Source organism: Pseudonocardia sp. D17 (genome assembly GCF_036984265.1).
Lineage (GTDB): Bacteria > Actinomycetota > Actinomycetes > Mycobacteriales > Pseudonocardiaceae > Pseudonocardia > Pseudonocardia benzenivorans.
Map to the genome: position 1 here is coordinate 428,169 of NZ_BPRG01000217.1, position 24,154 is coordinate 452,322.

The window sequence follows — 24,154 nt, forward strand, 5'->3', positions numbered from 1 at the left end:
GGGGAAGTCTGTGGGTTCCCTGTGCGACCGTCGCCCGGTCCGTCAGCGGGCGCGCCAGTAGCCCGTCGCGTAGACGCGGCGGCGGTCGAGACGACGGTCGTCGAGCAGGTGCCGGCGCAGGTCGCGGACCGCGCCGGACTCGCCGGCGAGCCAGGCCTGGCCGTCGCCGTCGGGCAGGGTCGCGGCCCGGACCGCGCTGACGAGCGGCTCGCCCGGCGCCGCGTCGCCGCGGTGGACCCAGACGACCTCCGCGTTCGGCGGCAGCGCCTGTTCCTCGCCCGCGTCGGCGACCTCCAGGAAGGCGACGACCGGTCCGGCGAACCCGGCGAGCTCCTCCAGGACCGTCGCGACGGCCGGCAGTGCGCTCTCGTCGCCGATGACGAGGTGGAACCGTGCGGCCGGGTCGGGCTCCCAGCGGCCGCCGGGCTCGGAGACGCCGACCCAGTCGCCGGGTTCGGCGGCGCGCGCCCAGGCCGCGGCGGGACCGTGGCCCTCGTGCAGGACGAAGTCGACGTCGAGCTCGCCGGCGGCCGGGTCGAAGCGGCGCACCGTGTAGGTGCGGATCGTCGGCCGCGGCTCGCCCGGGGGCCAGACCGGCCCGCCCGTGCTCGCCCGCGGCACGGCCGGGCGGACCTGGCCCTCGACGGGGAAGAACATCTTGATCCGGCGGTCGGGGCCGTCGCCGGGGAAGCCCGCGAGCTCGTCGCCGCCGAGTGTCACGCGGATCATCCGCGGGGTGATCCGTGCGCTGCGCCGCACCTGCAGCAGCCGGGGTGCCGTCGTCGTCATCGCCGGACATTCTGCCGAGGGGTCTACGACGGGCGGTGTGCGAGGCCCGTCCAGACGAGGTCCATGAGGTACTCGGTCGCCTCGGCCGGCGACATCCGCGGACCCCCGTCGGCCGCCGACCCGCGCCAGAGCGCGAGGCGCTCGCACGCGCCGACGATGACGTGCGCCCATCCGGCCAGCCGCTGCGGCGCCGCGTCCGGGGCCTGGGCGGCGAGCATCCCGGCGATGAAGTCGGTCTGCTGGGCCCGGATCTCCTCCAGGGCGGCCGCGGCGGCCTGCGAGACCGACGCCTCCGAGTACAGCAGCGACCACGAGGGCTTCTGGGCGTCGAGGTACTCGAAGAAGGCCAGGGTGCCGCGGCGCAACATGTCCTCGGGGCCGTCGGCCGCCGCCGCGGCGGCGGAGGTGACGTCGAGCAGCTCGGTGCGCACCCGCGCGACACACGCGAGCAGCAGCCCCTCCTTGGAGCCGAAATGGCTGTACAACACGGGTTTGGTCACGCCCACGACCTCGGCCACCGCGTCCATCGAGGCGTTCTGGTACCCACGCAGGGAGAAGACCGACACGGCCGCGTCGAGGATCTGCCGCTCGCGCTCGGCGCGGGCGACGCGGCGCCGGGGCGTGCGGGTCTCCATGGCCGCCGACCCTACCGGTTCTAAGTTACCGGTGGTAAGTTACCGGCGGTAACAGCGAGGGAGGGTGCATGAGCGAGGGCAGCGCGGTGGCCGCGGGCGCGGTCGCCACCGTCGAGACCGTCATCGTCGGCAGCGGGTTCGCCGGGCTGGGCATCGCCGTCGAGCTCGACGCGGCCCGCCGTCGCGACTTCCTGATCCTGGAGAAGGGCGACACGCTCGGCGGCACCTGGCGCGACAACGAGTACCCGGGCTGCGCGTGCGACGTCGAGTCGCACCTCTACTCCTTCAGCTTCCGGCAGAACCCGGAGTGGACCCGCACCTTCGCGCGCCAGCCCGAGATCCGCGCCTACCTCGAGGACGTCGCCGACCACTACCGGCTGCGCGACCGCATCCGCTTCGGCGCGCACGTCACCGGCGCCGAGTGGGACGGGCAGGGCTGGGACGTGCGCCTGCTCGACGGGACGACGATCCGCGCGCGCTTCGTCGTCTTCGGCACCGGTGCGCTGCACGACCCGGCGATCCCCGACATCGAGGGTCTCGACCGCTTCGCCGGCACCGCCTTCCACTCCGCGCGGTGGGACCACTCGCACGACCTGCGGGGCAAGCGCGTCGCCGTCATCGGCACCGGCGCGAGCGCCATCCAGTTCGTGCCCGCCATCGCTCCCGACGTCGCGTCGCTGACCCTGTTCCAGCGCACGGCTCCCTGGGTGCTGCCCAAAGGCGACAAGCCGATCGACGAGGCCGCCCGCGCGCGCTACCGACGCTTCCCGTTCCTGCAGAAGCTCGCCCGCACCGGCATCTACTGGCGGCACGAGGCGCTCGTCGCCGGGTTCCTCCACCCGCGGCTGATGGGCGTCGTCGGCAGGCTCGGGCGCGCCTACCTGGACCGTTCCTTCGCGGCCGACCCCGACCTCAAGGCCAAGGTCACCCCCGACTTCACGATCGGCTGCAAGCGGATCCTGCTGTCCAACGACTACTACCCGGCGCTGCGCCGCGACAACGTCCACGTCGAGACGGCGGGCATCGAACGGGTCACCGAGACCGGCGTCGTCACCGCCGACGGGGTCGAGCACCCCGCCGACACGATCATCTTCGGGACCGGCTTCAGGGTGGCCGACGGCCTGAGCCGCATGACGGTCACCGGCCGCGACGGCGCCAAGCTGGGCGACGCCTGGCGCGGCGGGATGGAGGCCCTGCTCGGCACGACCGTCGCCGGGTTCCCGAACATGTTCCTGCTCACCGGCCCCAACACCGGGCTGGGCCACAGCTCGATGGTGCTGATGATCGAGTCGCAGATCCGCTACGTGCTCGACGCGATGGACACCCTCGACCGGCACCACGCCACGGCGATCGACACCGTTCGTGAGCGGCAGGACGAGTACAACGCCGCGATCCAGGCCAAGCTCGAGAAGGCCGTCTGGAGCCAGGGTGGCTGCGGCAGCTGGTACCTCGACGAGCACGGCCGCAACCGGACCCTCTGGCCCGGCGCGACGTTCACCTACCGCCGCCGCACCCGCCGCATCGACCCGGCCGACCACCTCCTCCTGTGAGTGCCGCTACTACCGTCGACGGCGTGCGTGCCTTCACCTACGCGATCCCCATGACGACGCGCTTCCGCGGCATCACCGTCCGGGAGGGGATGCTCGTCGAGGGGCCCGCGGGCTGGGGCGAGTTCTGCCCGTTCCCCGAGTACGACGACGCCGAGGCCGCCGCCTGGTTCGCCGCCGCGCACGAGGCGGCGCACGACGGCTGGCCCGAGCCGGTGCGCGAGCGCGTCCCCGTCAACTGCATCGTCCCGGCCGTCGGGCCGGAGCGGGCGCAGGAGATGGTGCGCGCCTCGGGCTGCGCGACCGCCAAGGTCAAGGTCGCCGACGAGCCCGGCTCGCTCGCCGCCGACCTCGAGCGCGTCGCCGCCGTCCGCGACGCCCTCGGCCCCGGCGGCGCCGTGCGGGTCGACGCCAACGCGCGCTGGGACGTCGACGAGGCCGTGGCCGCGATCCGGGCGCTGGACCGGGCGGCGGGCGGGCTGCAGTACGTCGAACAGCCGTGTCCGACGATCGAGGACCTCGCCGCGGTCCGGCGCCGGGTCGACGTGCGCATCGCCGCCGACGAGGCCATCCGCCGCGCCGACGACCCGTTGGCCGTCGACGTCACCGCGGCCGCCGACGTCGCGATCCTCAAGGTCGCGCCGCTCGGTGGGGTGCGCCGGGCGCTGGCCGTCGCCGAGGCGTGCGGCCTGCCGTGCGTGGTCTCCTCGGCGCTGGAGACGAGCGTCGGGCTGGCGGCCGAGATCGCGCTCGCCGCCGCGCTGCCGCAGCTGGACTTCGCCTGCGGGCTGGGGACGGTCGCGTTGCTGCGTGACGACGTCGTGGCCGACCCGCTCCGCCCGGTCGACGGGCACCTGCCGGTGCTGCGCCGGGCCCCGGAGCCGGTGCGCCGCACCGCCCTCGCCGCCGACGCGCGGCGCACGCAGTGGTGGGAGGCCCGGCTCGCCCGCGTGTCCGCGCTGGTCGCGGCCTGAGCGTCGACGCGCCGGCGACGCACCGGAGCGATGGCGGTGCGCGCAACCAGCCGGCCGCAACCTCACTGTCGGCCGGGCCGCTGGACGGAGCGGTGAGGTCGCGCAATCAGCCGGCCGCAACCTCACCGTTCGCGCAGCGGCCCGGGGGAGCGGTGAGGTTGCGCGCGGGTGCTCGGCCGGGGCCGGCAACCGCCGCGCTTCGGGGTTCACCCGAGCGGTCCGGCGGTCGTAGGCTCGCCGGTCATGTCCGTCGTGGTCGTCGGGGCGGGACTGTCCGGGATCGCCTGCGCCACCGAGCTGGTGGCGGCAGGGGTTCCGGTGCGCGTGCTCGACCGCGCGGACCACGTCGGCGGCCGGATGGCCACCTGCACCGTCGACGGCCGGGCGGTCGACACCGGCGCCGCGTACTTCACGGTCCGCGACCCCGAGTTCGCCCAGGTCGTCGGGCGGTGGCGCACGGCGGGCCTGGCCCGCCCGTGGACCGTCGAGCTCACCGTCCTCGGCGGCGTCCGGCCCGGTCGCTCACCGGGGCCGGTGCGCTGGGCCGCGCCGCGGGGGCTGCGCAGCCTGGTCGAACACCTCGCCCGTGACGTGCCGGTGGAGCTGGGCCGCACCGTGCGTCACGTCGGACCGGGCCCGACGGTCGACGGGCGGCCGGCCGACACCGTCGTCCTCGCGATGCCCGACCCGCAGGCGGCCCGCATCCTCGACCACGCGACGGAGGCCTACGCCGCGGTCCGCGGACGGCCGTGGCGGCCGGTGCTCACCGTCGTCGCGGGGTTCGCCGAGCGCACCTGGCCGCAGCTGCCGGCGGCGTTCGTCAACGGCCATCCCGTCGTGTCGCTCGTCGCCGACGACGGGAACCGCCGCGGCGACGCCGCCCCGGTGCTGGTCGCGCACTCGACCGCGGAGGTCGCCCGCCGCCACGAGTCCGATCCGGACGGTGGGATCCCCGAGGTCGTCGAGGCGGTGGGCGAGCTGCTGGACGTGCGGGGCGCACCGGTGTGGACCCGCGCGTACCGATGGCGCTCCGCCGCCCCGGAGCGCGACCGGGACGTGCCGTTCCTGCTGGGCCGCGACGGCGTCGCGCTCGCGGGCGACGGCTGGGGCAGCTCACGCATCGAGACGGCGTGGCGGTCGGGGACGTTGCTCGGCCGGGAGCTGGCCCGTCGACACGCGTCGCCGTAGCGTCGGGGCCATGGTGCACACAGCCGAGCCCGTCTCCCCGCTCGACCGGCCGTTCGGCGACGACCGGCCCGCTCGGCTCGCGGCCCTCGCGGCCGACCCCGCGGCGCAGGCGGTCCTCGACGAGCTGCACGCCGCGCTGCCCGCGGACCGGCTGCTGACGGACCCGGACACGATCGGCCCGTACGTCCACGACGAGGCCGAGTGGGCCGAGTACGGCACGCCGGCCGCGGTGGTCCGCCCCCGCAGCACCGACGAGGTGGCCGCGGTGGTGCGCAGCTGCGCGCGGCATCGCGTCGCCGTGGTGCCGCGCGGGGCGGGTACCGGGCTGTCGGGCGGCGCCAACGCCGTCGACGGCTGCATCGTGCTCAGCCTCGAGCGGATGAACGAGATCGTCGAGATCGACCCGGCGGAGCGGCTCGCGGTCGTGCAGCCCGGCGTCGTCAACGACCACCTGCGCGCCGCCGCGGCCCAGCAGAACCTCTGGTACCCGCCGGACCCCGCGAGCGCGCCCTGGTCGACGATCGGCGGCAACGTCGCCACCAACGCGGGCGGACTCTGCTGCGTGAAGTACGGCGTGACCCGTGACTACGTGCTGGCGCTCGAGGTCGTGACGGCCGCGGGCGAGGTCGTGCGGGTGGGGCGGCGCACTGCCAAGGGCGTCGTGGGCTACGACCTCGCGGGCCTGATGGTCGGGTCGGAGGGGACGCTGGGCGTCGTCACCGAGGTGACGGTCCGCTTGCGGCCGCTGCGCACGACCCCGCCGCGCACCGTCGTCGGCTTCTTCGACTCGCTGGCCGACACCGGCGCCGCGGTCGCGGCCGTCACCGCCGCGGGACTGCAGCCTGCGATCTTCGAGCTGATCGACCGGCACAGCCTGCAGGCGGTCAACGAGTGGCGCAACGCCGGTCTGCCCGAGAACGCCGCCGCGCTGCTGCTGGCCCAGACCGACCTGCCCGAGCCCGCCGCGACGGCCGAGGCCGAGGGCATCCTCGCCGCGTTCGAGGCGTGCGGGGCGAAGGACGCGGTGATCTCGACCGACGCCGTCGAGGCGGACGCGCTGTTCGAGGCCCGGCGGATGGTCTACCCGGCGCTGGAGCAGCGGGCCGACGCCGTCCTGACCGAGGACGTCTGCCTCCCGCGCGGCCGGCTCGCCGACATGCTCGCCGAGGTCCAGGACATCGGAGCCCGCCACGACACGTTCATCGCCAACGTCGCGCACGCCGGGGACGGCAACCTGCACCCGTTGATCATCGTCGAGCAGGGGGACGACGAGGCCCGACGGCGTGCCCAGGCCGCCTTCGAGGAGATCATCGACGCGGCCATCGCCCGAGGTGGGACGGTGTCCGGCGAGCACGGCGTCGGCCTGCTCAAGCGCGGTGGGATGCGCCGCGAGCAGTCGCCGCAGGTGCTGGCGATGCAGCGGGCCATCAAGGCCGCGCTCGACCCGTTGAGCATCCTCAATCCCGGGAAAGTCGTCGGATAGGCCTGGTTAGCGGGCCGCCGGGAGGGGCACGCTGAGGTATGGGCACCGCAGCCGACACCTCAGCGACCGCTGTCCGCACGTTCCGCGCCCCCGCCGGGGCCGGTGCGCCGGGGCTCACCGGGCTGCGGGGGGTCAGCGTCTCCGCCGAGCCGGCCGTCGTCACGGAGACGCAGCGGTACGACACCGACGACCTCCGCCTGGCGGCGGCAGGGATCCGGCTGGAGCTGGCGTCGGAGCCCGGCGCGGCGCAGTGGCGGCTGACGTTGCCCGGCGAGGACGACGTCATCCGGCTGCCCGCGACGCCGCCCGACGTCGAGGGTGCGGACCCGCACAAGCCGCCCGGCGAGCTCGACGAGCTCGTCCGTGGTGTGCGCCGGGACCGGCCGCTGCGCCCGGTCGCCCGCGTCCGCCGCGTCCGGACGACGACGCGGCTGCTCGCCTCCGGATCGCCGCGCGCCGCGCTCGACCGGGAGGAGGTGTCGGTGGCGACGCTCGGCGACTCGACGACCGTCGACACCTGGACGGAGTTCACCCTGTACCCGCCCGCGCGCGGCGGGGTGCTCGCCGCGGAGCTGGAGCGGCGGCTCGCCGACGTGGGGGCCGAGCCCGCGGAGCCGGCCGCGCAGGACCGGCTCGACGAGCTGCTCGCCCCTGCCCGGCCGCGCCGGGTGCGTCGCGGGAAGAAGGGCACCGCGGGTGCGGTGCTGGTCGACCACCTGGCGCGGCAGGTCGACACGCTCGCGACGCAGGACATCCGCGTCCGCCGCGACGAGGACGACGCGGTCCACCAGATGCGCATCGCCGCCCGCAGGCTCCGCAGTGCGCTGCAGGCCTACCGCCCGCTGTTCGACCGCACCCGGACCGACCCGCTCGTCGACGGGCTGCGCGAGCTCGGCCGCACCCTCGCGCCTGCCCGCGACGCCGAGGTGCTGCGCAAGCGGATCAGCGACGCGATCGACGAGCTCGACCCCGCTCTCGTGCTCGGCCCGGTGCAGGCCCAGGTCACCCGGCACTTCGCCCGCGTCGAGGCCGAGGCCCGTGCGGCGGTGCTGGCGGAGCTCGACGGGCCCGGGTACGCCGCAATGCGGACGGCGCTCGACGACCTGCTCGCCGATCCACCGCTCTCGGCGCGGGCGCGCAGGCCCGCGAAGAAGGAGCTGCCGAAGGTCGCGGCCCGCTCGGCCCGTCGCCTGGAGAAGGCGGTGGCGCACATGCGGGCCGATCCGGTCGACGAGGCCATCCACCGGGTCCGCAAGGACGCCAAGCGGCTGCGCTACGCGACGGAGGTCGCCCGGCCCGCCGTGCCCGGCAAGCAGGTCGCCCGGTTCGCCAAGGGGCTCAAGGGGATGCAGAAGGCGCTGGGGGAGCACCAGGACTCCGTCGTCGCGCGGACCGTGTTGCGCGAGCTGGGCGCGCAGGCCCACGCCGGCGGCGACAACGGTTTCACCTTCGGTCTGCTGTACGGCCGGGACCAGGCGGCGGCCACGCTCGTCGAGGCGCAGCTGCCCGGCCTGTGGGACACCGCGTGGAAGAAGAAGGCACGCCGCTGGCTGCGCTGACCGCGCGGTCGCCGGGCACGGCACAATCGCGCCCGTGAGCGAGCCCCGCGACCCCGTCGCCGATCTGCGCCGCATCGCGTTCCTGCTGGAACGCGCGCACGAGTCGACGTACCGCGTGCGCGCGTTCCGCGGCGCGGCCTCCGTACTGCGCCGCAGGTCCGTCGAGGAGCTGGCCCGGCTCGCGGAGTCGGGCGAGCTCGTCCGGCTGCGCGGCGTCGGTGACGTGACCGCGCGCTGCGTCGAGGAGTCGCTCGCGGGGGAGGAACCGGTCTACCTGCGGCGGCTGCGCGCGACCGAGGACACTCCGCTCGACGAGGCGGCGATGACCTTGCGCGAGGCCCTGCGCGGCGACTGCCACTCCCACACCGACGCCTCCGACGGCGGCTCGCCGCTGGCCGAGATGGTGGAGACGGCGATCGACCTCGGCCACGACTACCTCGTGATCACCGACCACTCGCCGCGGCTCACCGTCGCCAACGGGCTGTCCGCCGCCCGGCTGCGGGCCCAGCTCGACCAGATCGCCGAGCTGAACGCCGGCCTCGACGGCCGCTTCCGGGTGCTCACCGGCATCGAGGTCGACATCCTCGAGGACGGCGCCCTCGATCAGGAGGCCGATCTGCTGGAGCGGCTGGACGTCGTCGTCGCCAGCGTCCACTCCAAGCTGCGGATGGCGAAGCCGGAGATGACCGCCCGGATGCTCGCGGCCGTCGCCAACCCGCTCGTCGACGTGCTGGGCCACTGCACCGGCCGGATGGTCACGGGCCGGCGCAAGCGTCCGGAGTCGGAGTTCGACGCGCCCGAGGTGTTCGCGGCGTGCGCGGAGCACGGTGTCGCCGTCGAGATCAACTCCCGCCCCGAGCGGCTCGACCCGCCGAAGCGGCTGCTGCGGCTGGCCGTCGAGGCCGGCTGCGAGTTCACGATCGACACCGACGCGCACGCGCCCGGCCAGCTGGACTGGCTCGACAACGGCGTCACCCGGGCGGTGGCGTGCGGCGTGGACCCGGCGCGGATCCGCAACACCTGGACGGCCGACGACCTGGTGGCCGCCCGCTCCTGACGACCCGCCGTCACTCCGCGGTGGCTCAGCTGCTGCGGAGCTTCGCGTCGCCCAGCAGGGAGAACACGCGGATCCGAACTGTCGGCGTGCCGGGGACGCGCGGGACCGGGGGCAGGTCGACCCGGCGGTCACCGAGCAGCGTGAAGCCGACCAGCTCGGCCTCGACCCCCTCGGGCACGACGATGTCGGTGTCGCCGATGATCGACCACACGTCCACCGTCACCGGCTCCGAACCCTGCTCGGTGACGACGGCGCCGCGCAGGTCGAGCTCGACGTCCCCGATGAGCAGGACGGCGGTCGTCTTGCGCCGCAACGCCCACCGGCCACGGCGGCGGATGTCGCCGATGACGCTGACGAGCGTCGACCGGGCGGGCGAGGCCGACCCGACGACCGGTGCCGGGGGCAGGTCGGCGACGACGGCGTCGAGGTCGCCGGGGTTCTGGGCCTTCCACACCAGCGCGGCGCGGTCGGTGAACTCGTCGAGGGTCAGTCTGCCCTCCCCCACGGCCCGTTCGAGCTGCGCCTGCGTGCTGCGGCGCTGAGGGTCGAGGGACTCGGGAGGTGTCGGCTCGGGAGGCTGCGCGACCGTCATGGTCGTCACCCTAGACCCGGAGATGTCCGGTTTGCCCGGAGACGATCATGAGGCGGAAGGTGCGAGTTCGAAGTCCGCGAAGTCGAATCCGGGGGAGACGACGCAGCTGACGAGCGCGGGTTCGGCTCCGAGCAGCCGCGCGGTCTGCCACACGCCCGGCGGGATCTCACGCTGTGGGAGCGTGCCCGCGGCGGTGCCGGGCGGGCCGAGCACCGTCTCGACCGGCGCACCGGGGCCCGGCCCGTCCCCACCCGTCGCGAGCCCGACGGGTGAGCCCGAGTGCCAGCACCACAGCTCGGTCGAGCGCACCCGGTGCCAGGCCGAGACGTCGTCGAGCAGGTAGAGGATCGCGGTGGCCGAGGGCCGCGGACCGTGCGGCGTGGACGTCGTCGTCGGTGCGGTCCAGGTCCTGCGGTACCAGCCGCCCTCCGGGTGCGGGGCCAGGCCGAGCAGGGTGGCGAGCGCGGGAGCGGACACGACGTCAGTCTCGCGCACACGGTTACCCAACGTCGCCGAACGCCGCAAGCCGAGGTGGGAGTCCCCACGATCGAGGGCACACGAACGAGCGACAAGGTTCGATGGTGTTCACGATCTGCGGTGGAATGAGGTGGTCAACGGGACGGGAGGTGCATGTGGTGACGACGTCGCTTTCGTCGGGATCGTCGCCGCATCCGTGCCGGACCACCCGGGACCCCACGAACTCGTGAGCGGCGGCGGGCGAAAGGAATCTGGGGCCGCCCGCCGCCGCTCACGGCCCTCTCCCCGCGCCTCCGGCGCGGCGAGGACCGTCGTCGCACCGCCCGGCGTGTCGACGCGCAGCCGGCACGCGGCTCAGCGCGCCGCGGCCGGCTCCGCGCTCAGTGCGCCGCGGCCAGCTCCGCGGCCGTCGGCGGGTCGGCGCCCCGCCGGGAACAGGTGATCGCCGCGGCCCGGACGGCGCCGTCGAGCACCTCGTGCAGCACGTCGGGACCGATGGCGCGCAACGCCGGTCGGGCGTCGACTCCGAGCAGGCCCGCGTCGTGCAGCCCGGCCAGCAGCGCGGCGGAGAACGTGTCGCCCGCACCCACCGTGTCGACCACGTGCACCGGCCGCCCCGGCAGCCGCGTCCGCAGGCCGCCTGCGGTGGCGGCGAGGACTCCGTCGGCACCGAGCGTCACGGCGACCAGGGCCGCGCCGCGCGCGACCCAGTCGTCGAGCACGTCCGCGGGGGACATGCCCGGCAGCAGCCACTCCAGGTCCTCGGAGCTGACCTTGACGACGTCGACGAGCCCGACGAGCTCGTGCACCCCCGCGAGGACGTCCTCGCGGTCGCCCATGAGCAGCGGCCGGCAGTTCGGGTCGTAGCTGACCGTCGCCCGGGCGGCCGCCCGGCGCACGAGGTCGCGCAGCACCGCCGCGCCGGGCGGTGTCGTCGTCGCGAGCGAGCCGGTGTGCACCGCGACGACCGGCCCGTCGAGCGCGCCCGCGAGCTCGGCGGCCGTCCACTGCCAGTCGGCAGTCCCGGCGACGCGGAAGTCGTAGCTCGCGACGCCCTGCTCGTCGACCTCCACCAGCGCCATCGACGAGGGCTCCGCCGCCGCTACGACGTGTGAGAGGTCGACGCCGTTGCGCGCGAGGTGGGCGCGCAGCCGGCGCCCGAGCGGGTCGTCGGCCAGCCGGGCGAGCATCCGGACGGGGACACCGAGGCGCGCCAGACCGACGGCGGTGTTCGCGGGGCTGCCGCCCGGGACGAGCTCGTGGTAGCCGTCGACGGGTGCCGGGACGATGTCGACCAGCGCCTCGCCCGCGACGGCCACGATGCCGGCGCGCGCCGTGGTCACCGGATCAGTCCTGGTCGGCCCGCTCGACGGTCTCGTCGGACTCGCCGCCCGCGTCGGCCGCGGCGCCGTCGGTGTCGGGGGAACCGGTGGCTCCCGTGGCCTCGGCGCCCTTGGCGTCGGCCTCGGGCTCCTCGGCCGCGAGCCGCTCGAGGTTGGCCAGCACACCGTCGTAGATCTCGCCGAGGGCCTTCGGGGCGAAGCGCCGTTCGAAGAAGCCACCGATGCCGCCCGCGCCCTGCCACGTCGAGGTGACCGTGACCGTGCAGGTGACCGGCGGGCCGGGGGTGACCTTCCACGTCGTGACCATCGTCGAGTTGCGGTCGGTCTCGACGATCTTGTCGTGCATCGGGAGCGAGACGTCGACGACGACCTCGCGCACACGCTTGCTCGTCGCCTGCAGCGTCCAGCCCGCGACCGTGCCCTCGCCCACGGTGCCGCTGTGCAGCACGTAGTCGCGGAAGTGGTCGGTGAGGATCCGCGGGCGGACCGTCTCGTAGTCGGCGAGCATGCGCCGGATCCGGAAGGCGGGGGCGGAGATCGAGCGTGTCGCGCTGGCGGTGACGTCGGCCATGCGCGACATCCTGCCGCTCCCGGCCGGGTGGACGCACAGCGGATCACCGCGCACGTGATAGGGATGCCCGATGCGCGGCGGCCGGATCCCGGTGCTCGTCCTCGCCGGGTTCCTCGGCGCGGGCAAGACGACGCTGCTCAACCATCTCCTCGCGCACAGCGCCGACGTGCGGATCGGCGTGGTCGTCAACGACTTCGGCAGTATCGGCGTCGACGCGATGCTCGTCGGCGGCCAGGCCGACGGGGTCGTCCCGCTGGGCAACGGCTGCCTGTGTTGCGCCGTCGGGGAGGAGGGTGTCGGGCCGCTGCTGGAGAAGCTCGCGGGCCCCTCGTCGGAGGTCGACGTGATCGTCATCGAGGCGAGCGGCATCGCCGAGCCGGGTGCACTCGTCCAGCTGGTGCTCACGGCGGGCACCCCGCGCACGACGTTCGGCGGGCTCGTCGAGGTGGTCGACGCCGTCGAGTTCGAGGCGACCCGCACCCGGCACCCGCAGATCGACGGCCACGTCGGCCTGGCCGACCTCGTCGTACTGAACAAGGCCGACCGCGTCGACCCGGCGAAGCTGTGGCGGGTGCGGCGGCTGTGCCGGGAGGTCAACGCGCGGGCGCCGATCGTCCCGGCGAGCCACGGGGTCGTCGACCCCGGCCTGCTCTACGACATCCACACGGTCCCGGGCCGCCAGCTGATGCTCGCCGGCGACGCCGCCGACGGCCACGACGGCCACCTGCACACGGCCTACGAGTCCGTGGAGTTCGTCAGCGACCGCCCGATCGACCCGCGGCTGCTCGTCGAGCTGCTCGACCGCCGCCCCGCGGGCACCTACCGGGTCAAGGGCTTCGTCGACTTCGGTGTGCCCGGGCACCGGCAGCGGTTCGGGCTGCACGCCGTCGGCCGTTACCTGCGGTTCGACCGCACGCCGTGGCCCCGCGACGTCCCCCGGCGCACCGGGCTGGAGTTCATCGGTTCCGGCGTCGACGCCGACGCCCTGCACACCGCGCTGCGGGCCTGCGAACGCGACGAACCCGCCGGGTCCGACGACATGCTCGCTGTGCTGAGGTACACCTTCCAGAGGTGAGCCCGCGTCCGATACCCGGGAGTAACCTGCGGGCATGGTCCGTGAGTGGGCCCGGTTGCGGGCGTGGCGTCTGGCGTTGCGTGTCGTGTTCGGACTTCCGCGTCCGCTCAAGCGCCTGGTCGCGGGCCCGCCGGTGTGCATCGACGACCAGCAGCTCGACCTCGACCTGCAGCTGCTGAACCGGGTCGGCGAGCTGCTGTCGTCGGAGAACGAGGACCATCTCGGCGAGGCCGCCCTCGCCGAGCAGCGCCGCCAGGCCGACTTCGCGGCCGAGATCGTCGCCGTCGGTGCGCCCGACGACATCGAGACTCGCGACCTCGTGCTCCCGGGCGGCGACGGCACGATCGCCGCGCGGCTGTACGTGCCGCCCGCGGTGCCCGCGACGTCGGGGATGATCGTCTACTACCACGGCGGCGGGTTCGTCCTCGGCAGCCTGGACTCGACCGATCCGCTGTGCCGGCTGCTCGCCGCGCAGTCGCAGCTGCGGCTGCTGTCCGTCGACTACCGGCTCGCCCCCGAGCACCCCTATCCGGCCGCGCTCGACGACGCGATCGCCGCGTTCGACCACGTCGCGACGCACGCCGCGGACTTCGGCGCCGACCCCGACCTGCTCGCCGTCGGCGGCGACAGCGCGGGGGCCAACCTGGCGCTGGTCGTCGCCCACGAGCAGGCGCGGGCCGGGCGCCCCGTGCCGTCGTTCGTGGTCGCGCTCTACCCGGCGACCGACGCCGAGCGCTCCGGCGGTTCGCGCGAGCTGTTCGGCAGCGGATTCGGGCTGACGGCCGAGTACCTCATGGAGCTGGAGCGGGCCTACCTTCCCGAGGGCATCCCCGACGACGACGCCCGCGGCGCGATCCTGCGCGCCGACGATCTCGACGTCATGCCGCCGGTCTACCTCGCGACGGCCGGCTTCGACCCGCTGCGCGACGAGGGGGAGGAGCTCGCCGAGCGGCTGCGCGAGGCCGGCGTACCCACTCTGGCCAGGCGGTTCTCCGGGCTCGTCCACGGATACGCGAGCTTCACCGCGGTGAGCGCCGCCGCCCGGGACGCGACGCTCGACGCCGCCAGCGCGGTCCGCGCGGGGCTGTCGCTGGCCGTTCGTGAGGGCGGCCGCGACGGCGTTCCCACCGTCGTGCAGCGCATCACCCGGGCGGTGGGCTAACACCCGGCCGCCGCCCGCGATAGCGGGGTGGACACTCGACAAGCTGCATGCGGAACGGACGAGCACGATGGAACGACCCGGGGCCCCCGCCCGGACGCACGACGACGCACCGACGACCCCGAACGCGGCGCTCCCCACGCTCGTCCGGACCCGGCGCGGATTCGTCGTGTTCGATCCGCGGATCGTCGAGGGGACCCGCTGGTCGATCGACGACCACGGCACGCTCGTCGACGACCGGGTGCCCGCCGGCGGCACACTCGCGCTGATGGGTGCCGCGGGGCTCGTCGCCGCCGTCGCGGTCGGGGACGGGTGGTGGAGGCTGGCGTCGTTCGTGGGCGGGGTGCTGGCCGGGGCGGTGCTGGCCGCGCTGCTGCTGTGGCTGCTGCACGTGGTCGCGGGCCCGGAGCGGCGTTACCGCGCGCTCACCGGCTCGCGTGTCTACAGCCGGACCGTCACCGACACCACCGACCCCGACACGTGGCGGCTCTGCGTGCTCGCCGCGAGTGTCGCCGAGAGCCGCGCGTTCCGGTCCGGGCTCGTCGATCCCGAGCGCTGCCTCGGTGCGCTGCTGTGGGCAGCCGTGGGTCCGGAACCCAGGATCGACCCTCGCGCCGCCCGCGACCTCCTGTCCGAGCTGGCCGAGATCGCCGGCGAGCTCGACCTCGTCGGCGTCCCGGCCGCGCCGGCGGGCGACGTCACGTGGGCCGTGGAGACGGCGGTCACCGACGCCGATCGGGCGGTGGCGCTGCGGAGCCGGGCCGACCTGCTGACCGCGCGGCTGCGCTGCGCCTGAGCGCGCAGACCCGGTCGGGGGACGTTGCGCGCGAATGGCGGAGATCGTCACGGAGCGAGGATTTCGGCCTCGCCGGTGCCCGGGGCGGGCGCTACGGTCCTCCCCGACGGCCGGCGCATGCCGGCAACCTCCGAGCGGTAAAGGAGCCTCATCCGATGATCTTCATCGCGCTCAAGGCGAAGATCCGCCCCGAGAAGCGTGACGAGTGGCTCGCCGGGATCAAGCAGTACACGGCCGACGTCAACGCCGAGCCGGGCTGCATCTCCTTCGAGTACTTCGAGAGCACCGAGCACCCGAACCAGTTCGCGATCATCGAGTCGTTCGTGGACTCCGACGCGGGGTCGGCCCACGTCGGGATGGACCACGTCAAGAAGTTCTTCGAGTGGATGCCCTACATGGTCGCCGAGCGTCCGAAGATCATCTACCAGGAGCTCGAGGGCTGGAACGACATGGCCGAGGTCACCCCGGCCGAGTGACGCCGCCGGCGGGGTCCGCCGCACCCGGAGCGATCCGGGGCGCTGGCCCCGCCGACCGGATGGCGCGCCGGCCGGACGGTCATAGCCGGCATCTATGATCGCGCCGTGCCCGGCGACGTGCTCATCCGGCAGCTCGAGTACCTCGTCGCCCTCGGGCGCGAGCGGCACTTCGGCCGCGCGGCGGCCGCGTGCCACGTCAGCCAGCCGACGCTGTCGGCCGCGATCCGCAAGCTCGAGTCCGAGCTCGACGCGGTGATTGTCCTGCGCGGCAGGCGGTTCGAAGGCTTCACCGACGAGGGCGAGCGGGTGCTCGGCTGGGCGCACCGCATCCTCGCCGAGCGCGACGCCCTCTACACCGACCTCGACCGGATGCGCGGGGGACTCACCGCGACCGCCCGGATCGGCGCGATCCCGACCGCGATCCCGGCGACGCCGCTGATCACCGACCTGTTCGGCAGGCGCAACCCGCTCGCGCGGGTGCGGATCGAGGCCTTGCCGTCGCGCGAGATCAGCAGGCGCCTGACCGAGTTCGAGCTCGACGCGGGCGTCACCTACCTCGACGACGAGACGCCGCCCGGCACCCGGCGCGTCGAGCTCTACCGCGAGCGCTACCTGCTCCTGCTGCGCGAGGACGACCCGCAGGCGGAGAACGACGTCGTGACGTGGGAGGCCGCCGCACAGCTGCGGCTGTGCGCGCTGCCGCCGTCGATGCGCAACCGCCGCATCCTCGACGCGACCATGGCCGCCGTGGGCGAGCGGCTCGCCCCCGTCGTCGAGGCCGACAGCGTCGACGGGCTCTACGCGCACGTCGCGGCGCGACGGCTGGCCAGCATCGTCGCGCACACGTGGCTGCACGCGTTCGGTGTCCCGGCGGGGATGTGCGCGCGGCCGTTGGCCGAGATCCGCCCGCGGCCCGTCGTGGGGCTGATCGTGCCCGACCGGGTGCCCGCGTCGATCGTCGCCGAGGCGCTGGTCGACGTCGTCACCGGTGCCGACATCGGCCGCCGGCTGGAGGAGGCGGTCCCGTAGGGCTCCCGAAGGGGCGCAACGCGTCAGCCGCGCAGGGAGTCCTCCGCGCGCCGGACCCACGCGGCGAGGTCGTCGTCGTCCGCGACGGCCTCCGGTGCGACGACGACGAACGCCGCCACGGTCCGCCGCCCCATGCGCAGCGGCTGCACGTGCGGCTCGGCGAGCGCCGCGTCGCGACCCGCGCGCCCGACACGGACCATCAGCCCACCGGTGGTGGCCCCGCAGCACATCCGGCCGTCGACGACGAAGGACCGGCCGCCCACCATCGGCTTCTCGACGACGTCCGTGCGCCCGGCGAACAGGGCTCGCAGCCGGTCGAGCAGCAGGACGTCCACCGGGGCAGCAGACCGGGACCGCGCGCGTCCGTCAAGCGATCCGGGTCACCGCCGCGCCCGGAACACCTGTCGGCGCGCCGCTGCTGACCGGAGGAGACACCGAATCCGGAGAGAGGCATCTCATGGCTGCGAAGGTCTGGTTCATCACCGGCGCGTCCCGCGGCTTCGGCCGCGAGTGGGCGATCGCCGCGCTGGAGCGGGGCGACTCGGTGGCCGCGACCGCGCGCGACGTCGCCACGCTCGACGATCTCGCCACGAAGTACGGCGACCGGCTGTTCCCGATCACCCTCGACGTCACCGACCGCGACGCCGCCTTCGCCGCGGTCGCCGCCGCGCACGAGCGGTTCGGCCGGCTCGACGTCGTCGTCAACAACGCGGGCTACGGGCACTTCGGCTTCGTGGAGGAGCTCACCGAGGCCGAGGTCCGCGCCCAGCTCGAGACCAACCTGTTCGGCGCGCTCTGGGTCACCCAGGCGGCACTGCCGTTCCTGCGCGAGCAGGGGTCGGGCCACATTCTGCAGGTCTCGTCGATCGGCGGGATCAGCGCGTTCCCGCTGGTCGGGGCCTACCATGCGTCGAAGTGGGCGCTGGAGGGGCTCAGCCAGTCGCTGGCGCAGGAGGTCGCGCCGTTCGGCATCCACGTCACGCTGATCGAGCCGGGTGGCTTCGCCACCGACTGGTCCGGCCCGTCGTCCCGGCACTCGGAGGCCCACCCGGCCTATGCGGCGCTCCACGAGGAGGTCGCCGCGGCCCGGCGGGCACGCCTCGGCACCCCCGGTGACCCGAAGGCCAGTGCCGCGGCGCTCCTCAAGGTCGTCGACGCCGAGCAGCCGCCGCTGCGTGTGTTCTTCGGCGAGTCGCCGCTGGGCGTCGCGGAGAAGGACTACGAGTCGCGGCTCGCGACGTGGCGGGAGTGGCAGCCCGTCGCGATCGAGGCCCAGGGCTGACCGTGCGTGGCGATGGTCGCCATGGCGACCATCGCCACTCGCGAGGTCCGGCGGCAGCGTGCCGGCCGCCACCTCGGGGACGCTGTCAGCTCACCGCGCCCGATGCAGGCTTCTGCTCGAGCGCGAGCGCTTCCACGTTGCGGATCGCGAGGTCGAGCGCCAGCGCCATCGGCTGGGCGCTGCGCCGGGCCTGTGAGAGCAGGTATCCGCCCTGGTAGGCGGCCAGGATGCCGGTGGCCAGGGTGGCGGCGTCGGCGGTGCGGTCGATCTCGCCGCGTTCCTGCATCCGGGAGATCCCGGCGGTGAGGTACGACTCCCAGCTCTGGAACGCCGCGTTGATCAGGATCCGGGCCGGTTCGGACCGGTCCGACAGCTCGGTGGCGAGGGAGCCGATCGCGCAGCCGTTCGCGCCGTGCCGTTCGTCGACGAACCGGACGATCGCGTCGCGCCAGCGCCGCAGGCCCTGCAGCGAGCTGAGTTGTTCGAGGTGGGGCTCCTGAACCTGCATCACCCGTGCGGTCTGCATCTTGATCACCGCGGTGACGAGGGCGTCCTTGTCGTCGAAGTAGTGGTAGAGCTGTGACTTGCTGGTGCCGGAGGCCTCGACGACCTGGTCCATGGTCGTGCCGGCCACACCGTTGGCGTGCATGAGGTCGGCCGCGGCCCGGACGATGCGGTCGCGCGTGAGGGCACCGCGGGCGGTCAGACGCCGCAGGGGAGGCTCGGCCCCGGCACTCGTCGCTCCGGCACTCGTCACGGACTCGATCCTAGCGTGAGGACTTGATCGTGAACTCCGCTCGCGCACTACGGACTGATCAGTCTAGAGCGGCTCGGCTCAGAACGCGACCGCGGCTGCTCGCCGTCGCAGGGCGCATATCGGCCGGGTCGGCCCGGACGGCGTTCCGACCCCGGTGATCGGGTCCGGCGGCACGTGTGCGCGGCTCGGTGGGGCCGCCGCCCGCCCGATGCGAGGCACCCGTCGAAATAGACCAGCTGGTACGGGTTGGCTAACATCCGTGCGTGTCGAGGGAGGAACCTGAGGGGCGACCCCTGGAGGAGGCTCGCCGCTCCGCAGCGTCGCGCGTCCGAATCGTCCGGGCCGCGTCGGAGGTCGTCTCCCGGCTCGGGGTCGCGGGGATGAGCGTCGAGCGGGTCTGCGCCGCATCGGGTGTCAGCCGGTCGCAGGTGTATCGCTGCTTCCCGGCCGAGGACGCGTTGGTCTCCGCCGTCGTGGACCTCCACGTCGCCGCCGTGCTCGGTCGGCAACGCTCGCTGCTGCTGAACGTGGCGTCCCTGGCGGACCTGTATGCCTGGGCCGAGGACATGGTCGAGCTGGGCGGCGCGCGCAGGTGCGAGAGCGGGCTCCTGCTCGGCTCTTTGGTGACCCAGCTGGCGGACCGGTCCGACGGCCTGCGGGCCGCGCTCGACGCTGCGTTCCGCACCTGGCAGTCGTACCTGGCTGCGGGGCTGCACCGGCTGCAGGAGCACGGTGAGCTCGACGGCGGCGCCGATCCGTGCGAGCTCGCCGCCGGCATCGTCGCGGCGCTCCAGGGTGGTCTGATCCTCGCCCAGGCCGTGCGGGGCGCGGAGCCGCTGCAGGCGGCCCTCGATCTCGCGCTCGGCAGCCTCCCCCGCGCCGCCCCGCCGGCGGCGGGACGTGCCCCGGGCGCAGCCGGCGCCCCTCGGTCCCGGGACCGGGGACGGTCGCTGTCGACGGGGCGGCGACGAACCGGGATCCGTGAGCAGCCGGGCCGCCACCGGTGAGGACGGTGAGGGGGATGCCGAGCCCGGGAGGACCCGGTACCGGATCCGGTCGGGCGTCCCGGGTGTCCCGGGCGGCCCGCGGTTCGCGGGCGGCGGTGGACGGTCAGGTCGGGTGGTCCGGGTGGTCCGGGTAGTACTGGGGGGCCTCGCCGCGGTTGTACATGCTGAAGTAGCGGACGATCCGGATCCGGCGGATGCGCGGGTTGCCGGGGAACACTGCCGCCGATTCGAAATCCGCGGCGGCGGCCTGGTCGCGCCACACGGTCCGGACGAGGAGCATCCCGGGGTTCTCCACGTGTTCGTAGACGTCCCAGGAGGTGAGCCCGTCCGCCTCCAGGTCGAGACCGAGCCGCGAGGCGATCTCGCCCGCGTCGGGCGTGGTGGGCGGACAGCTCGGCTCCATCGGGCCGACGAGCACGACGGTGTTCCCGGCGCCCGCGGTGGTCTCGTCGAACCGCTGCTCGCGGAGCACCCCGCTGTCGGGTGTCCCGGTGTCGCGGGTGAGCTCGCCGGTCCGGACGGTGTAGTCGACGAAGATCTCGTTGCGACCCCGTGCCTGGGCCAGCTGGTGGTTCGGGTGCGTCCGCCACCTGACGAGCGCCTTCTCGTCCTCCCATGTGGAGAGCGACAGCACCCAGCCCGGCCGGATCACGCTCCGGTGGAGGTCGTGGTCGACGAGGCCGGGGTTCTCGCGCAGATCGCCGTCGAGCAGCCTCGCCAGCTCCGCGTACGCGTCCCGACGGTCGGGCCGCGAATGGGCCTCGAACAGCACCGCGAACATGTCCCTCCTGGTGGGGAAGCTCTCGCCCGGGCCTCGGCGTCCGGGAACGTGTGCTCGTTCAGGTGCGCCCACCCGCGTGCGCGACGCCCTCCGAACCGGAGCAGACTAGACCATATAGTCTAGAACGCCTGCACGCTGGCGTGACCATCCGAGCATCTCGGACCCGATGCGCCGCAGCACAACGCAACATCGGACTCCCGGTGAAGTGGTGACGGCCGTCCGAGACGCCACGACCGGTCGATCGCCGCCGACCGAACCGGGACCCTTTTGTGGGCCATCTGGTCCACTGAAGCCGTCCCTTCGGAGCGGGGACTCCTGGCAGGGGCCGTGCAAGGTGGGCGGGGTCGGGCGATGCGGAGCCCTGTGTCGGGTCGTTCGTCCCGGTGTGTGATGAGACGCTGTCAGCCTCGTTTCAGCAGGTGAGAGCGGTATTGCTCGGCCGGGGGAGGCTCGTACCGTTGACGGGAGGATGTGCGGGTGTCACGATTCGCGCCACACGAGGCCCAGGCCGTGGGGTGTCAGCCGAGCACTTCAGTGCTGGACGCTATGGTCCAGTACGCGGTCGGCTCATCGTCACCTGAGGCCCTCATCCGGATGGAAGATCGACAGGAGCAGCGGGGAGCGACGAGGAGTCCGTGGGGCCACGGGCCTCGCACGGCCGGGTTCACCCGGACGCCTCGGCTCCGTGGCCCCGCTGCCGTCGCCGTGAGAGTCCGGGCACCGAGGCGAGCCCAGAGGAGAAGCATTCGTGGCAGATGACCGACTGGCCGGGCTCACCGAGGCGGGCGTCTCGATCTGGCTCGACGACCTCACCCGTGCCCACCTCGTCGACGGCCACCTCCGTCGGCTCGTCGACGACAGCCACGTCGTCGGTGTGACCACCAACCCGACCATCCTCGCGGCCTCGCTGGCCCGTCCGGAGCCGTACGCCCCGGAGATCCGGGAACTCGCGCGCGCCGGGGTGACGGTCGGCGACGCGGTTCGACAGCTGGTGGTCGCGGACGTCCAGCAGGCCTGCGATCTCTTCCGCGAGATCTGGGAGGCCACCGCCGGGGTGGACGGGCGCGTCTCGCTGGAGGTCGACCCCGCACTGGCCAGCAACCGTGAGGCGACGGTCGTCGACGCCGTGAGCCTCGTGCGAGCGGTCGGCCGCCCGAACCTGTCGGTGAAGATCCCCGCGACCAGGGCCAGCCTCCCGGCCATCACCGACGCACTCGCACTCGGGGTCGACGTCAATGTCACGCTGATCTTCTCGGTGGCGCGGTACCGGGCGGTCATGGCCGCCTACCTGGCCGGACTCGAGCGAGCGCTCGACCACGGCACGTCGCTGTCGGGAATCCACTCGGTTGCGAGCTTCTTCGTCTCCCGGGTCGACGTCGAGGTCGACGAGCGCCTCGACAAGATCGGGTCGGACGACGCGCTCGCGCTACGGGGCATGGCCGGTGTCGCGAACTCGCGACTGGCGTACCAGGCGTTCCGCGAGACGTTCACCGGCCCGCGCTGGGAGCGCCTGGAGGCCGCGGGAGCTCGCGTGCAGCGACCACTGTGGGCCTCGACGGGGGTGAAGAACCCTGCCTACCCCGACACGATGTACGTCAGCGAGCTCGCCCTGCCCGGGACGGTGAACACGATGCCCGAGGCGACGCTGCGGGCCTTCGCCGACCACGGCGTGGTGCGCGGCCCGGACGATCGGCAGAGCGCGGCCGGTGACGCGGCGCAGGCCCAGGAGGTCATCGACGCGGTGGCCGCCGCGGGCGTCGATCTCGCCGAGGTCCTGACGTTCCTGGAACGCGACGGTGTCGATCGGTTCGCGCACTCGTGGGCCGAACTGCACGACACCGTCGGGCGAGCCCTCGCGGAAGCGACGAGACAGCGGTTCACCCGGCCGCCGACGCCCACGGCGTCGACCACCCGCACGACCCGAGATTCAGAGGAGTTGAGCACATGACCGCCACCCAGGACGGGACACAGGAGGTCTCGTCGTCGAGCCAGCCGTCCCTGCATCAGCACGGCGGGGGAGAGATCCAGAAGTTCGGCACCGTCAAGCAGTTCCCCCTCGGCCTGTCCTACGACGCGCGCATGTACGCGGCGGAGAAGCTCAACCGGACGTTGGCGGACACGCAGATCCTCTACGCGCTCTACAAGAAGAGCCACTGGAACGTCCGCGGAGCGACCTTCTACCAGCTGCATCTGCTGCTCGACAAGCATGCCGGCGAGCAGCTCGCCCTCGTCGACACGATCGCCGAACGCGTCCAGAGCCTCGGCGCCGTGGCGGTGGGGGATCCGCGACACGCAGCCGAGCTGAGCAACATCCCGCGACCGCCGGACGGCGTCGAGCCGGTTCCCGCGATGCTCTCGAGACTGCTGGACGCGCACGAGCAGATCCTGGTCGACGCCCACAAGGCGGCCGCCAAGAGCGCCGAGCTCGGCGACGACGGAACGAACGACCTGCTCGTCTCGCAGGTCATCCGTACCGGGGAGCTGCAGTGCTGGTTCCTGGCCGAGCACCTGGTCGACACCCCCCTCGTGCGCATCTGACGATCCACCGTCACGGCTGCACGGAGCGCCGCGCGGCCCGGTGCCGACCGGGCTCCGTGTTCGACCGGCCGCCGCGCGCGTGCCTGCGAACCCCCACCGACTCCACTCGGGAAGGCGTCATGACCCAACTCGCGCCCGCTCGGGCGATCCGACCCGGCCCAGCGCGCCGCCGGCCGAAGGGCTCGATGTTCCTCCGGATGCTGCGGACGACGGACCCCAAGGACATCGCGATCCTGTACCTGGTCACGTCGTTCGGCTTCTTCCTGGTCGGCGGTGCGATGGCGCTGCTGATCCGCGCCGAGCTGGCCCGCCCGGGGCTGCAGTTCCTCTCGCCCGAGCAGTACAACCAGCTGTTCACGATGCACGGCACGGCGATGCTGCTGCTGTACGCGACGCCGATCCTGTTCGGCTTCGCCAACTACATCGTGCCGCTGCAGATCGGTGCCCCCGACGTCGCGTTCCCGCGGCTCAACGCTCTGTCGTACTGGTTGTTCCTGTTCGGCAGCCTGATCGTCCTGTCGGGGTTCCTGACACCCGGTGGGCCCGCGGCGTTCGGCTGGTTCGCCTATGCGCCGCTGCATTCGGCGCAGTACTCCCCCGGAGCGGGCAGCGACCTGTGGCTCGCCGGGTTGATCGTGTCCGGATTGGGGACGATCCTCGGTGGCGTCAACTTCATCACGACGATCGTCTGCCTGCGCGCGCCCGGCATGACGATGTTCCGGATGCCGATCTTCACGTGGAACATCTTCGTGACGGCCATCCTGATCCTCATCGCGTTCCCGGTCCTGACCGTGGGCCTGTTCGGGATGCTGGCGGACCGGCACCTCGGGGCGCACGTGTTCGACCCGGCCAACGGCGGGGCGATCCTGTGGCAGCACATGTTCTGGTTCTTCGGCCATCCCGAGGTCTACATCGTCGCGATCCCCTTCTTCGGGATCGTCTCGGAGGTCCTCCCGGTGTTCAGCCGCAAGCCACTGTTCGGCTACAAGGGCCTGATCTACGCGACGATCTCCATCGCGGCCCTGTCGGTCGCGGTGTG

Annotated in this window: 24 protein-coding genes and 1 pseudogene; 16 read left to right on the forward strand and 9 right to left on the reverse strand. The window is 73.6% G+C overall.

The genetic code is table 11. From position 1 onward, the window contains the following. Positions 1 to 42: 42 nt before the first annotated feature. Both PSD17_RS31515 and PSD17_RS31520 read right to left on the reverse strand, forming a co-directional pair. Positions 43 to 789, reverse strand: a complete 747-nt coding sequence (locus PSD17_RS31515; protein WP_339125990.1) for a siderophore-interacting protein — start codon at positions 787 to 789, stop codon at positions 43 to 45. 23 nt (positions 790 to 812) lie between these two features. Beyond that, positions 813 to 1,424: a TetR/AcrR family transcriptional regulator gene (locus PSD17_RS31520; RefSeq protein WP_013677070.1), complete on the reverse strand. Its 612-nt coding sequence runs from the start codon at positions 1,422 to 1,424 to the stop codon at positions 813 to 815. A gap of 68 nt (positions 1,425 to 1,492) precedes the next feature. On the opposite strand from PSD17_RS31520, the gene PSD17_RS31525 reads away from it, so the two are divergent. The 6 genes from PSD17_RS31525 to PSD17_RS31550 all read left to right on the forward strand — a co-directional run bounded on the left by PSD17_RS31525 (position 1,493) and on the right by PSD17_RS31550 (position 9,232). Next, positions 1,493 to 2,974, forward strand: coding sequence for a flavin-containing monooxygenase (locus PSD17_RS31525; protein ID WP_339125991.1), 1,482 nt, complete (start codon positions 1,493 to 1,495; stop codon positions 2,972 to 2,974). A 23-nt stretch (positions 2,975 to 2,997) separates the two neighbouring features. Further along, complete coding sequence (locus tag PSD17_RS31530; RefSeq protein ID WP_267895062.1) at positions 2,998 to 3,945, forward strand: o-succinylbenzoate synthase; 948 nt, start codon at positions 2,998 to 3,000, stop codon at positions 3,943 to 3,945. A gap of 243 nt (positions 3,946 to 4,188) precedes the next feature. Further along, positions 4,189 to 5,133 carry an NAD(P)/FAD-dependent oxidoreductase gene (locus tag PSD17_RS31535; protein WP_339125992.1) on the forward strand — a complete coding sequence of 315 codons (945 nt, stop codon included), beginning with the start codon at positions 4,189 to 4,191 and terminating at the stop codon, positions 5,131 to 5,133. A gap of 10 nt (positions 5,134 to 5,143) precedes the next feature. Next, the gene (locus tag PSD17_RS31540; RefSeq protein ID WP_013677066.1) at positions 5,144 to 6,616 is read left to right on the forward strand and encodes an FAD-binding oxidoreductase; all 1,473 of its coding nucleotides are present in this window, start codon (positions 5,144 to 5,146) and stop codon (positions 6,614 to 6,616) included. A 38-nt stretch (positions 6,617 to 6,654) separates the two neighbouring features. Beyond that, entirely contained in the window at positions 6,655 to 8,175 is a 1,521-nt protein-coding gene (locus PSD17_RS31545) for a CYTH and CHAD domain-containing protein (RefSeq protein ID WP_339125993.1), read from the forward strand. Positions 8,176 to 8,209: 34 nt separating this feature from the next. After that, entirely contained in the window at positions 8,210 to 9,232 is a 1,023-nt protein-coding gene (locus tag PSD17_RS31550; RefSeq protein ID WP_013677064.1) for a PHP domain-containing protein, read from the forward strand. Between the two features lie 25 nt (positions 9,233 to 9,257). Here PSD17_RS31550 and PSD17_RS31555 read toward each other — a convergent pair whose 3' ends face one another. The 4 genes and pseudogenes from PSD17_RS31555 to PSD17_RS31570 all read right to left on the reverse strand — a co-directional run. Then, the gene (locus tag PSD17_RS31555; RefSeq protein ID WP_339125994.1) at positions 9,258 to 9,824 is read right to left on the reverse strand and encodes a DUF1707 SHOCT-like domain-containing protein; all 567 of its coding nucleotides are present in this window, start codon (positions 9,822 to 9,824) and stop codon (positions 9,258 to 9,260) included. A gap of 45 nt (positions 9,825 to 9,869) precedes the next feature. Continuing rightward, the gene (locus PSD17_RS31560; RefSeq protein WP_339125995.1) at positions 9,870 to 10,301 is read right to left on the reverse strand and encodes a cupin domain-containing protein; all 432 of its coding nucleotides are present in this window, start codon (positions 10,299 to 10,301) and stop codon (positions 9,870 to 9,872) included. A 380-nt stretch (positions 10,302 to 10,681) separates the two neighbouring features. Then, positions 10,682 to 11,644: a carbohydrate kinase family protein gene (locus PSD17_RS31565; protein WP_013677061.1), complete on the reverse strand. Its 963-nt coding sequence runs from the start codon at positions 11,642 to 11,644 to the stop codon at positions 10,682 to 10,684. A 139-nt stretch (positions 11,645 to 11,783) separates the two neighbouring features. Continuing rightward, positions 11,784 to 12,215, reverse strand: a pseudogene (locus PSD17_RS31570) (SRPBCC family protein); the annotation flags it as partial. A 70-nt stretch (positions 12,216 to 12,285) separates the two neighbouring features. Between PSD17_RS31570 and PSD17_RS31575 the strand changes: the two are divergent. The 5 genes from PSD17_RS31575 (at position 12,286) to PSD17_RS31595 (ending at position 16,750) form a co-directional block, all read left to right on the forward strand. Beyond that, a complete protein-coding gene (locus PSD17_RS31575) occupies positions 12,286 to 13,290 on the forward strand; it encodes a CobW family GTP-binding protein (RefSeq protein WP_339125996.1) in 1,005 nt (334 codons plus the stop codon). Positions 13,291 to 13,324: 34 nt separating this feature from the next. Next, entirely contained in the window at positions 13,325 to 14,452 is a 1,128-nt protein-coding gene (locus tag PSD17_RS31580) for an alpha/beta hydrolase (protein ID WP_013677058.1), read from the forward strand. 67 nt (positions 14,453 to 14,519) lie between these two features. Further along, positions 14,520 to 15,245, forward strand: coding sequence for a hypothetical protein (locus PSD17_RS31585; protein WP_013677057.1), 726 nt, complete (start codon positions 14,520 to 14,522; stop codon positions 15,243 to 15,245). A gap of 155 nt (positions 15,246 to 15,400) precedes the next feature. After that, complete coding sequence (locus PSD17_RS31590) at positions 15,401 to 15,721, forward strand: putative quinol monooxygenase (protein WP_013677056.1); 321 nt, start codon at positions 15,401 to 15,403, stop codon at positions 15,719 to 15,721. A 105-nt stretch (positions 15,722 to 15,826) separates the two neighbouring features. Further along, on the forward strand, positions 15,827 to 16,750 hold the full coding sequence (locus PSD17_RS31595; RefSeq protein ID WP_013677055.1) for a LysR family transcriptional regulator: 924 nt from the start codon (positions 15,827 to 15,829) through the stop codon (positions 16,748 to 16,750). A 23-nt stretch (positions 16,751 to 16,773) separates the two neighbouring features. Here PSD17_RS31595 and PSD17_RS31600 read toward each other — a convergent pair whose 3' ends face one another. Further along, positions 16,774 to 17,085, reverse strand: a complete 312-nt coding sequence (locus tag PSD17_RS31600) for a TfoX/Sxy family protein (RefSeq protein WP_013677054.1) — start codon at positions 17,083 to 17,085, stop codon at positions 16,774 to 16,776. 122 nt (positions 17,086 to 17,207) lie between these two features. Between PSD17_RS31600 and PSD17_RS31605 the strand changes: the two genes are divergently transcribed. Beyond that, entirely contained in the window at positions 17,208 to 18,032 is an 825-nt protein-coding gene (locus PSD17_RS31605; protein ID WP_339125997.1) for an SDR family oxidoreductase, read from the forward strand. An 85-nt stretch (positions 18,033 to 18,117) separates the two neighbouring features. Here the strand turns inward: PSD17_RS31605 and PSD17_RS31610 are convergent, their stop codons facing one another. Next, complete coding sequence (locus PSD17_RS31610) at positions 18,118 to 18,789, reverse strand: TetR/AcrR family transcriptional regulator (protein ID WP_339125998.1); 672 nt, start codon at positions 18,787 to 18,789, stop codon at positions 18,118 to 18,120. 263 nt (positions 18,790 to 19,052) lie between these two features. Here PSD17_RS31610 and PSD17_RS31615 point away from each other — a divergent pair, with 263 nt between their 5' ends. Then, on the forward strand, positions 19,053 to 19,796 hold the full coding sequence (locus PSD17_RS31615) for a TetR/AcrR family transcriptional regulator (RefSeq protein ID WP_339125999.1): 744 nt from the start codon (positions 19,053 to 19,055) through the stop codon (positions 19,794 to 19,796). 103 nt (positions 19,797 to 19,899) lie between these two features. Here PSD17_RS31615 and PSD17_RS31620 read toward each other — a convergent pair whose 3' ends face one another. Then, positions 19,900 to 20,577 (reverse strand): antibiotic biosynthesis monooxygenase family protein, encoded by a 678-nt coding sequence (locus PSD17_RS31620; RefSeq protein ID WP_339126000.1) that lies wholly within the window; start codon positions 20,575 to 20,577, stop codon positions 19,900 to 19,902. Between the two features lie 748 nt (positions 20,578 to 21,325). Between PSD17_RS31620 and tal the strand changes: the two genes are divergently transcribed. The 3 genes from tal to PSD17_RS31635 all read left to right on the forward strand — a co-directional run. After that, positions 21,326 to 22,525 (forward strand): transaldolase, encoded by a 1,200-nt coding sequence (gene tal / locus PSD17_RS31625; RefSeq protein ID WP_339126001.1) that lies wholly within the window; start codon positions 21,326 to 21,328, stop codon positions 22,523 to 22,525. Then, positions 22,522 to 23,115 carry a Dps family protein gene (locus tag PSD17_RS31630; protein WP_013677048.1) on the forward strand — a complete coding sequence of 198 codons (594 nt, stop codon included), beginning with the start codon at positions 22,522 to 22,524 and terminating at the stop codon, positions 23,113 to 23,115. The genes tal and PSD17_RS31630 overlap by 4 nt, the downstream gene beginning before the upstream one ends. Positions 23,116 to 23,234: 119 nt before the next feature. After that, a partial coding sequence (locus tag PSD17_RS31635) for a cbb3-type cytochrome c oxidase subunit I (protein ID WP_339126002.1) occupies positions 23,235 to 24,154 on the forward strand: 920 nt, incomplete at its 3' end.

What these genes read in the sequence shown, in the direction of transcription:
- PSD17_RS31535 (WP_339125992.1), top strand. Translation starts at nt 4,189, where the DNA reads ATGTCCGTCGTGGTCGTCGGGGCGGGACTGTCCGGGATCGCCTGCGCC.
- PSD17_RS31520 (WP_013677070.1), bottom strand. Translation starts at nt 1,424, where the DNA reads ATGGAGACCCGCACGCCCCGGCGCCGCGTCGCCCGCGCCGAGCGCGAG.
- PSD17_RS31585 (WP_013677057.1), top strand. Translation starts at nt 14,520, where the DNA reads ATGGAACGACCCGGGGCCCCCGCCCGGACGCACGACGACGCACCGACG.
- PSD17_RS31555 (WP_339125994.1), bottom strand. Translation starts at nt 9,824, where the DNA reads ATGACGGTCGCGCAGCCTCCCGAGCCGACACCTCCCGAGTCCCTCGAC.
- PSD17_RS31545 (WP_339125993.1), top strand. Translation starts at nt 6,655, where the DNA reads ATGGGCACCGCAGCCGACACCTCAGCGACCGCTGTCCGCACGTTCCGC.
- PSD17_RS31540 (WP_013677066.1), top strand. Translation starts at nt 5,144, where the DNA reads ATGGTGCACACAGCCGAGCCCGTCTCCCCGCTCGACCGGCCGTTCGGC.
- PSD17_RS31620 (WP_339126000.1), bottom strand. Translation starts at nt 20,577, where the DNA reads ATGTTCGCGGTGCTGTTCGAGGCCCATTCGCGGCCCGACCGTCGGGAC.
- PSD17_RS31605 (WP_339125997.1), top strand. Translation starts at nt 17,208, where the DNA reads ATGGCTGCGAAGGTCTGGTTCATCACCGGCGCGTCCCGCGGCTTCGGC.
- PSD17_RS31590 (WP_013677056.1), top strand. Translation starts at nt 15,401, where the DNA reads ATGATCTTCATCGCGCTCAAGGCGAAGATCCGCCCCGAGAAGCGTGAC.
- PSD17_RS31630 (WP_013677048.1), top strand. Translation starts at nt 22,522, where the DNA reads ATGACCGCCACCCAGGACGGGACACAGGAGGTCTCGTCGTCGAGCCAG.
- PSD17_RS31575 (WP_339125996.1), top strand. Translation starts at nt 12,286, where the DNA reads ATGCGCGGCGGCCGGATCCCGGTGCTCGTCCTCGCCGGGTTCCTCGGC.
- PSD17_RS31525 (WP_339125991.1), top strand. Translation starts at nt 1,493, where the DNA reads ATGAGCGAGGGCAGCGCGGTGGCCGCGGGCGCGGTCGCCACCGTCGAG.
- PSD17_RS31515 (WP_339125990.1), bottom strand. Translation starts at nt 789, where the DNA reads ATGACGACGACGGCACCCCGGCTGCTGCAGGTGCGGCGCAGCGCACGG.
- PSD17_RS31580 (WP_013677058.1), top strand. Translation starts at nt 13,325, where the DNA reads ATGGTCCGTGAGTGGGCCCGGTTGCGGGCGTGGCGTCTGGCGTTGCGT.